General features: G+C 38.5%; 5 protein-coding genes and 2 pseudogenes. 4 read left to right on the top strand and 3 right to left on the bottom strand.

Annotated features, from left to right (window positions below):
- Window positions 1-4,729, bottom strand: a pseudogene (locus ACK4HO_RS12380) (hypothetical protein); the annotation flags it as partial.
- A 158-nt stretch (window positions 4,730-4,887) separates the two neighbouring features.
- On the opposite strand from ACK4HO_RS12380, the gene folE reads away from it, so the two are divergent.
- From folE to lgt, 4 genes are all read left to right on the top strand, one after another.
- Window positions 4,888-5,559, top strand: coding sequence for a GTP cyclohydrolase I FolE (gene folE, locus ACK4HO_RS12375; protein WP_409666245.1), 672 nt, complete (start codon window positions 4,888-4,890; stop codon window positions 5,557-5,559).
- 61 nt (window positions 5,560-5,620) lie between these two features.
- Window positions 5,621-7,102, top strand: coding sequence for a cysteine--tRNA ligase (gene cysS, locus ACK4HO_RS12370; protein ID WP_409666243.1), 1,482 nt, complete (start codon window positions 5,621-5,623; stop codon window positions 7,100-7,102).
- Window positions 7,103-7,345, top strand: a complete 243-nt coding sequence (gene yidD / locus ACK4HO_RS12365) for a membrane protein insertion efficiency factor YidD (protein ID WP_409666241.1) — start codon at window positions 7,103-7,105, stop codon at window positions 7,343-7,345.
- 80 nt (window positions 7,346-7,425) lie between these two features.
- Entirely contained in the window at window positions 7,426-8,340 is a 915-nt protein-coding gene (gene lgt, locus ACK4HO_RS12360; protein ID WP_409666239.1) for a prolipoprotein diacylglyceryl transferase, read from the top strand.
- A 36-nt stretch (window positions 8,341-8,376) separates the two neighbouring features.
- Here the strand turns inward: lgt and ACK4HO_RS12355 are convergent, their stop codons facing one another.
- Together ACK4HO_RS12355 and ACK4HO_RS12350 are read right to left on the bottom strand one after the other, a co-directional pair.
- Window positions 8,377-9,420: an RluA family pseudouridine synthase gene (locus ACK4HO_RS12355; RefSeq protein ID WP_409666237.1), complete on the bottom strand. Its 1,044-nt coding sequence runs from the start codon at window positions 9,418-9,420 to the stop codon at window positions 8,377-8,379.
- Window positions 9,413-9,735: pseudogene (locus tag ACK4HO_RS12350) on the bottom strand (PASTA domain-containing protein); the annotation flags it as partial. The pseudogene ACK4HO_RS12350 and the gene ACK4HO_RS12355, both read right to left, overlap by 8 nt.

Below are 9,735 nucleotides of genomic sequence, written 5' to 3'. Positions count from 1 at the left end.
CGCCTCCGGCTTGTGCATCTGCCAAACTTGGATAATACGTTACCGTATAACCACTTAAGTTTTGCGCAATCTCAGCATCTTTAACCGTTAAGTCAAAACTGTGGTATTGGTCATTCGGATTGGTGTCATCATCACAAACACTCAGTGGTGCAGGTGTTGTCAGTAGTAATGGAATATTGATAATGATATCAAACGAACCAACATTAAAACAACCCGTAGTGTTGTCCTCTACTCTAACCCAAATGGTTTGGTTGTTCATAGCGGTATAGCTATTGGCCGGAATGATTGGAATATCATTGTTGGCTTGGGCTAAAGAAGTATGATAAGTAACGGTATAATTACTCGCTGCTAATGGTTGTTGAGACAACGCATCTGCAGTGTTTACAGTCAAGTCAACAGTGGTAATCGCATTTTGGGGATTATTATCCTCATCACAAACTACAATATCATCCAAATCAATTGGTTCAATCGGACTTGGATTCACATTAAGTTCAATTGGAATAACACTCCAACAACCCGTTAAAGGATCAACTGCTCTTACATACAATATTTGAACAAAAGGATTGATGTTATCATAAGGAACTGTAATGTCAATTGGACTGTTCCCTTGCTGAGCATCGGTTAATGTCTCATGGAAGGTCAGGATATAAGCCGCTCCTTGTAAAATATCTGTAGTCAACGTCAATAAATCAAAACCGGTAAACCCATCTTGATTGTCATCACAAATCGTGTAGGGCTCTGTTGGTGGAATCGGGGTTGGCAACGGTGACACTCTGATGTCTATCGTTGAGATGCTGTAACATCCTGTATCGCTATTGGTGATACGAATTCCTAAAGTCTGTACATAAATAATTTGATTCGGATACTGTAAATCAGGGTGCGAAACATTAATCGCATTGGTATCATTCTGTGCATCGGTCAAACTCGGGTAGAAAGTAACAATCATTCCGGTTTGGCCTAGTAATACCGGAGTTACTTGAGAAGCCAAATCAAAAGTCTCAAAACCTATAGCGCCATTGTAATCACACAAAGTGTATTGCGGATAGTTCGGCTGGGTAGCATTCGGAAGTGGATTAACGATTAAGTCTAATTCTACTATATCATAACAACCTGTGGTATTAAATTCCACTCTTACATATAACGTCTGATTCCACTGTGTTTGGTTGATGTAATTGGTCACACCGCCAATAGCATTGGTGTCATCTTGCGCATCAACTTGAGTCGTATGGAAGGTAACGGTAACGGTTGTCGGATCAATATTTCCTAAAATCTGTGGTACTGTAGTGGTTAAATCAAAACTTTCAAAACCCGTTTGTCCCGTATAATCACATAGCTCGTAATCATCCGGCTCTGTGGCTTCAGGAGTTGGGTCTACGATTAATTGTAACTGTACATAATTAGCACAACCTGTCAAGGTGTAAAATACTCTGACATAAATGGTTTGGGTCCATGGATTGATATTTTCATAAGGACTCGTTAGCGATGGCGCTGCGCCTATCAAAGCATCGGTATCGGTCTCGTAATAGCTAACAGACACACCAGCAACTGCAGATCCGCCCATAATTTCTATGCTGGCACTCTCTAAATCAAATACGCCAAATCCATCATTATTAGGATCACAATAATGCAATGCTTGTGGGGTAACAGCAAGCGGTCCTTGAGTTACTCTCAGCAATTGTGTTGTAATAGCATAACAACCCGTAGCATCATCTTCTACTCTAATATAAACTATCTCATTATCCGTGCCTAAATAAGCCAAAGGATCTTGTATTGAATTGGCACTATTTTCATTTTGAGCATCAAGTAAACTAGTATAGTAAGTTAAAGTCAATCCTGAAACATTACCATTAGTAACAACTCCCTCATTAATCGTTAAATCAAACATGGCCTGATTTGTTACTCCATTACTACATTGGAATATAGTATCAGGTGTAGTTGCTGGTGGAACAGGATTTACTACCAAATTAAATGAACTCACAGTATTACAACCCGAAGTATTGTTGCTGATGTTAATCCAAATCTCTTGTGGATTACTGATATTACTGTATAAATTCGGTAATGGACTCGTTTGGGTCTCAGCATCGCCTTGAGTTAAATAATAACTAATAGTAACATTGGTTTGTCCATTGGCAATCTCAGCGTCTTTAGTATTTAAAGTAAAGACTTCTACTCCATCTCCCGGGTTGTTGTAATCACACAACTCATAATCTGTAATCACAGGATTGGCTAAAGGAAGTGGGTTGATAATTAAATTAAAAGTAGTATTACTGTAACACGCAGGCGAACCATTATTGTAAGCTCTAACATAGATGGTTTGTAATCCCGGATCAATGTTACAATACGGACTCACAATTGCATTGGCTCCGGTTTGTGAATTGGTCAACGTTTCATGGAAAGTAACCACAATGTTAGGATTTCCTCCATTCACTTGGTTGATTATTGTAGTCAAATCGAAGTTACAATAAAAACCATCGTTGTTGTTGCTGTCATCACACACTACATAATCTGTTGGTGTATTGATAATCGGTGCAGTATTTACTGTAATCGTTGCTGTACCAGTTTGTGTTTGTGAACAAGTGTTAGCACTTCCGTCTTGAACACTAATTAAATCATAAGTAAAAGTACCGGCTACGTTTGTCGGAGCATCAATTATAACTGAATTACCACCACCAGTTTGTAACGCCGGTTGAATGACATTATTAATGGAATAAACAAATGTATAAGGTGCAGTGCCATTAGCACCAGTTAAAACAATTTGAGGTGAAGGAAAGTCCAAACACGTTGCTAAAGTACCTGTAATAGTTGCTGTTGGCAATGGATTAACCGTTATAGTGGCTGATCCTGTCTGATTTTGAGAACAAGCAGGAGTACCAGAGCTTTGAACATTAATTAAAGAATAAATAAAAGTTCCGGTTGTTCCTGTTGGTGCAGGCACAGAAATACTATTTCCTGCAACTGTGACAAGTGTTGGTTGAACAACATTGTTTATTGAATATGTAAATGTATAAGGAGAAGTACCGTTGGCTCCTGTAAAAGTTATATTTGGGCTTGCAGCATTTTGACAGACTGAAGTTGTACCTGCTACTGTAGCCGTTGGTAAAGCTCTTACCGTTACAGTTACAGAACCGGTTAAATTACGAGTACAGTTGGTTGTTGGATTCAAGACACTTACTAAGGTGTAAGTCGAATTGGCCGAAAGATTAGGTGTAGTAACCGTATTTGTTCCTGCACCATTCAAAACAATGTTTTGATTTGCTCCCCCATCTACAGTATAAGTTACTTGAGCATTTGGTGTACCGTTAAAAGTAATTACCGTATTAGTTCCTGAACATATGGTTGTAGTACCAGATATCGTAGCGGTTGGTAATGGGTTAACAAACAATTGGAAAGTGATGGTTCCGAATGTCAATGGGTTGGCATTCTCTTCCATTCTAACATAAATTATTTGCCCGTTAGTTCCGGTAAAAGCGTTAATCGGGCTTATGGCACCTTGATCTAAATCGGCATCATTTTGAGATAAATGATAGGTTACAGTATAGTCAGCCGCAGAATTCGCCCCTAAAACAACCGGTGTTTGAGGAACCAAATTAAATACAGCCGTACCACTTCCAAAACTGCTTTCACACAATGTTAAGTCATCCGGTTGTTCCGGGTCAGCTGAACAACTTATATAGCAAATGGTAAAAGGAAACACAGATACACATCCACTGGATGTTGGACCATTATCGGTTACCGAAAGATATAAAGTAGTACAAGCACCTGCGCCTCCGGCCGGACCGGGATAGGTACTTGCATTATTTATGGGATTAATAATATCTTGAGCATTGGCCGCAGTATCATGAATTGACAACTCAAAATCACCTGGATTAAGTCCGGTGCCGTTGAATAAATTGGCTGTCGCGTCATTTAAATTGAAAGTTGTTATATTAGAACATTCCTCCAAATTTGCCGGTGGATTGATTGCCGGCGGTGCATAAAAGGAAACTGTAGCACTTGCAGAAGCATTGGCAACACAGCCGGGTTTGTTAACTACAACAGTATAAGTTCCCGGTTGAGTAACTACAATTGACTGAACATTACCCGGAATCGGCCCGTTTGGACCAGACCATTGGTAAGTAGTTGCATCACTAATAGTTGCCGTTAATATCGCTTGACCACCAACACATATTACTTGATCCTCTAAAGATAACGGACAAACAATATTACAATCTGTTGCACCGTTACCACCGGTTTGCGTCAAGGAAATCTGACCGGCTTGACCACTAAAGTTGGTCAATAAAACAACGTATATCTGTCCTACTTGAGCATTGATTAAATCAAAATTTTCAACGGCCGCCGCAGAAAAACTACAATCTACACTAGTAGTTGGATTTAAATTTGTAGCCCCACAATATGGGAATGGAGAATCAGGATCAATTGGTCCGGGAAATGGACCCCAAACAATAAAATCTACGTCAATTGGATTCCCTCCGTTAGAGGTTTGCGAAATGAGGAAATTCAAATTCCCTGCCTGACTAATTTGCATAAAAAACCAAGCCGGATTAGGCTGTGATCCTAAACATTCATAGTTAATTCCGGTTTCAGTTGTTGTTCCTGTGGAGTTTTGAAACGTTAATCCCGAACCACCGGCACAAAAGGCCTCGGACCCGGCACAACTTGCTCCTTGTGAAAAAGCAGTACTAATTGAAAATAAGCTTATTAGCAGAAGATAGATGTAATTTTTTTTCATTACAGACGACAATTTTTAGGAGCGAAATTTACATAATTTTAAGAAATAATTGTGTTAAAAGTGAAATATTTTCAAATATTAACACTATTGGTTACAAATTAATTATAATTATTTATCTTTGTCTCTTTAATTTTTAACCCAAATTAATACCGAATTTAATGACAAAAAACGAAATGATTAACGACGATTTAGGTGAAAATCATATAGCGACCAGTGCGCAAAATCCGGTGAGAAATGATGCTTTTGATTTGCCGGATGATAAAAAAATAGAATCAATCAGAAAAGATGTTGAGAACATACTGACTACACTTGGAATGGACTTGACGGACGACAGTTTAAAAGGAACTCCTAATCGCGTGGCCAAAATGTTTGTCAAAGAAATTTTCGGAGGTTTAAATCCAAATAAAAAACCCAGTTCCTCAACTTTCAAAAACAACTATAAATATGGTGAAATGCTGGTAGAAAAAAACATCACGGTTTATTCTACTTGTGAACACCACTTGCTTCCTATCGTTGGTCGAGCTCATGTCGCTTATATTTCTAACGGCACTGTCGTTGGACTTTCCAAAATGAATCGTATTGTTGATTATTTTGCAAAAAGACCTCAAGTTCAGGAACGTTTAACGATGCAAATTGTACAAGAATTGCAAAACGTTTTAGGCACTCAAGATGTGGCTTGCGTGATTGATGCCAAACATTTGTGCGTTAATTCAAGAGGCATTCGCGACATTGAAAGCAGCACGGTTACCTCAGAATTTGGCGGTAAGTTTAGTGATGAATTAACCAAACGTGAATTCTTAGATTATATTCGATTAGAAACTAATTTTTAATAGCCCCGATTGCAGCTGGCTACCATGTAGCGCGGAAAGCGGGATATAGCTCCAAAAAAAAATGCAACTTTATAAAAATCATACCCTCAAAATATACAACTCTCTTTCGGGAGACAAAGAGCTTTTCAAACCGGTACATGCCGGTAACGTTGGGATGTATGTTTGCGGACCAACGGTTTACAGCAATGTTCACTTAGGCAACGTGCGTACGTTCATGTCGTTTGATATGATTTTCAGATACCTTTTACATTTGGGTTATAAAGTTCGCTATGTACGAAACATTACTGATGTGGGTCATATCGTAGATGATGTAGATGATGGTGAAGATAAAATTGCCAAAAAAGCACGTGTTGAACAATTGGAACCTATGGAAATCGTGCAACGTTATACCGTTGATTTTCATGATGTTTTAAACCAATTCAACTTTTTACCTCCAAGTATTGAACCCACGGCAACCGGACATATTATTGAGCAAATTGAAATCGTAAGACAAATTATTGAAAAAGGATTTGCCTATGAAGTCAATGGCTCGGTATATTTTGACGTGGTAAAGTTTAATGAGACCAATAACTACGGAAAACTTAGTGGCAGAAACATTGACGAAATGCTAGCCAATACTCGTGATACCGACGGTCAAAGTGATAAAAAGAATCCGCAAGATTTTGCCCTTTGGAAAAAAGCCGAACCGGAACATATTATGCGTTGGCCTTCGCCTTGGGGAATCGGTTTTCCGGGTTGGCATTTGGAATGTACTGCGATGAGCACAAAATATTTAGGCGAAACGTTTGATATTCACGGTGGCGGAATGGATTTAAAGTTCCCGCACCATGAATGTGAAATTGCCCAAAACGAAGCTTGCACCGGTCACAGTCCGGTAAACTATTGGATGCACGCCAATATGCTCACGCTAAATGGCAAAAAAATGTCGAAATCAACCGGAAATAATATTTTACCGGACGAAATATACAATGGTGGTAGCCCGTTTTTAAGCAAAGCTTTTTCAGCTAATGTGGCGCGTTTCTTCATGATGCAAGCGCATTACAGAAGTATCTTAGATTTTACCAATGAAGGGATTTTGGCTTCCGAAAAAGGATTTAACCGTTTGTTAGAAGGTTTGGATATTCTAAAAGAATTACAACCAAGCGCTTCTTCAACGCTTGATATCGCTACATGGAAACAGAATTGTTATGATGCGATGAATGATGATTTCAATACGCCGATTTTGATTGCTAACTTATTTGAAGGTATAAAATTTGTCAATTTAGTCAATGACGGTAAGGAAACTTTAACTGCTGACGATTTGAAAACGCTTTCAGAAACCTTGAACACATTTGTTTTTGATATATTGGGGATTCGAAATGAAAAACTAGTCGCCAACAATTCAGATAAATTAGAAGGCGTTGTAGAAATGCTAATCACCATGCGCTTAGAAGCTAGAGCCAATAAAAACTTTGCGCTTTCAGACCAAATTCGCGACCAATTGCTAGCCTTAGGCATTCAATTAAAAGACGGAAAAGAAGGAACTACTTTTACCATTCAATAAATGTTGAAGAAAATTGTAATAGCGCCACTCCTATTGCTCATCTATTTCTACAAGATTGTAATATCGCCTTTGGTGCCTTCTAGTTGCAGGTTTCAGCCAACATGCTCCAGCTATTTTGTAGAAGCCTTGAAAATCCATGGTCCATTTTATGGCACTTATTTAGGCATGAAAAGAATTTTAAGCTGTCATCCTTGGGGTAAAAACGGCTATGATCCGGTTCCTGAAAAAAAATGTTCCCACTAAAGAAAAAGTTAATTGTTTTTCATTTACAAACAATTCACTATTTTTACCATTATAACTTAACCCCATAATTTACTAATCATATGATTTGGAATCCATCAGAAGGTATTGATATCGGTTTCTTTACTGTTCGCTATTACAGCTTAATGTTTGTAATTGCTTTTGGTTTAGGATGGTATATCATGAAGCATATCTACAACAGAGAAAATGAATCCATCGACAAACTAGACACTTTGTTTATTTGGACTGTAATTGCCACTTTACTGGGTGCCAGATTAGGTCAGGTGTTTTTTTATGACTGGGAATACTTCAAAAATAACCCTTCCGAAATTTTACTGCCGTTTAAATTTGAACCCGAGTTTGAATTTACCGGATTCAGAGGTTTGGCCAGTCATGGCGCCGCTATTGCCATTATCATTACCATGTATTTTTACAGCAAAAAAGTCATCAACAGACCTATTCTTTGGGTTTTAGACAGAGTCGTGATTCCGGTAGCTTGTGGTGCGGTTTTCGTTAGAATTGGAAACTTTTTTAATTCGGAGATTGTGGGTAAAATTACCGACTCTCCTTTTGGAATCAAATTTATCAGGGATTATTATTCCTCCAAAGATGTGGTAAATGCTACCAAAATCAACAATGTGAATGAAGCTTATAATGCCTTAGTTCATGACCCGCAGTATGCTGCACTTTTAGAAAAAGTACCTGCCAAGCATCCTACCCAATTGTATGAAGCCGGTTTGTATATTTTTGTTTTCCTACTCCTTTTCTTTTTGTATTGGAAAACCAAAACAGCAGAAAAACAAGGCTTATTGTTTGGGTATTTCTTAATCCTGCTTTGGTCGGTTCGATTTGTAGTTGAGTATGTAAAGGAAAGTCAAGGCGGTATTGAAGAAAGTTTCGGACTCTTCAGCACCGGACAATGGCTGAGTATTCCTTTCATCCTAGTCGGAATCTATTATGTCTTTATGGCCGAAAAGCCAATTGAAGATGATTTATAACATAAATAAAAAAGTCCCGATAATTCGAGACTTTTTTTATTGTTCTTCGTTGACTTCGTTATGTGACTTAGCGTAGTTGTGCCATTTTTCAATACATTCCTTCATATCATTGGGAAGTTCCGTATCAAAACGCATAAACTCTTTCGTAGTCGGATGCTCAAAACCTAAAGTTTTAGCGTGTAGCGCTTGTCTTGGCAAGGTTTTAAAACAATTGTCTATAAACTGTTTGTATTTGGTAAAAGTCGTTCCTTTCAATATCAAATCGCCGCCATAACGCGCATCATTGAATAAAGTGTGACCAATGTATTTCATGTGAACACGGATTTGATGGGTTCTTCCTGTTTCCAGTTTGCAGGAAACCAAAGTCACATAACCAAATCGTTCCAAAACTTTATAATGCGTTACCGCGTGCTTGCCAACATCACCTTCAGGGAAAACAGCCATTTGCATTCGGTCTTTGACATGTCGGGCAATGTTGCCTTCTATCGTGCCTTCGTCTTCTTTGACATTACCCCAAACCAACGCAATATATTCGCGCTCCGAAGATTTGTCTTCAAACTGTTTGGCCAAATGCGTCATCGCCGCTTCTGTTTTCGCAACAACCAAAAGTCCGGTAGTGTTTTTATCTATTCGATGAACCAAGCCCGGTCTTTCGCTTGAGTTCATTGGTAAATTGTCAAAATGAAAAGCCAAAGCATTCACCAAAGTGCCGGTGTAATTACCGTGTCCGGGATGTACCACTAAGCCAACCGGTTTATTGATAACCAACAAAGCGTCGTCTTCATAAACAATGTCGAGCGGAATATCTTCTGGAATAATGTGATTTTCAAATGGCGGATGTTCCAACATCACACGAACCACATCAAAAGGTTTTACACGGTAGTTGGATTTTACCGGGACATCGTTTACCCAAATATTGCCTTTTTCGGCGGCATTTTGAATTTTGTTTCGAGTGGCATTTTCAATTAATTGCATCAAGAATTTATCAACACGCAATAGCGATTGTCCCTTTGCAGAAACAAATCGGTGGTGTTCGAACAATTCTTCTTCTAACTCGATAGTATCGTTTGTATTACTCATCAACAGGCATTATATCAGTAGAATCTACCGCGGTTGAATCGATGGTGGTATCATCAAAAACTACTTTTCCGTCTCCTAAAACCAAGTCGATTTTGGAAGATTTCAAAACTTTATCACCGGCTTTTAATTTCTTTCCATTCATACGTACCTCGAGAACCATATCTTTACCAAGGTAAGGTTTATAAGTAATAGTCCCTTCTAACAATCCAACAGCTGTAAGTGTTGGAACTGCTTGGCGATACGTTTTTTCAATTAAATCGGGAACGACAACCATGGTGTATTTAGAAGCATTGATTTTGATATAAATCTTTCTGC

The organism is Flavobacterium sp., from assembly GCF_046296355.1.
Taxonomy (GTDB): Bacteria; Bacteroidota; Bacteroidia; order Flavobacteriales; family Flavobacteriaceae; genus Flavobacterium.
The sequence above is the reverse complement of the archived record's forward strand: the minus strand, read 5'-3'. Positions and strand labels throughout refer to the sequence as shown.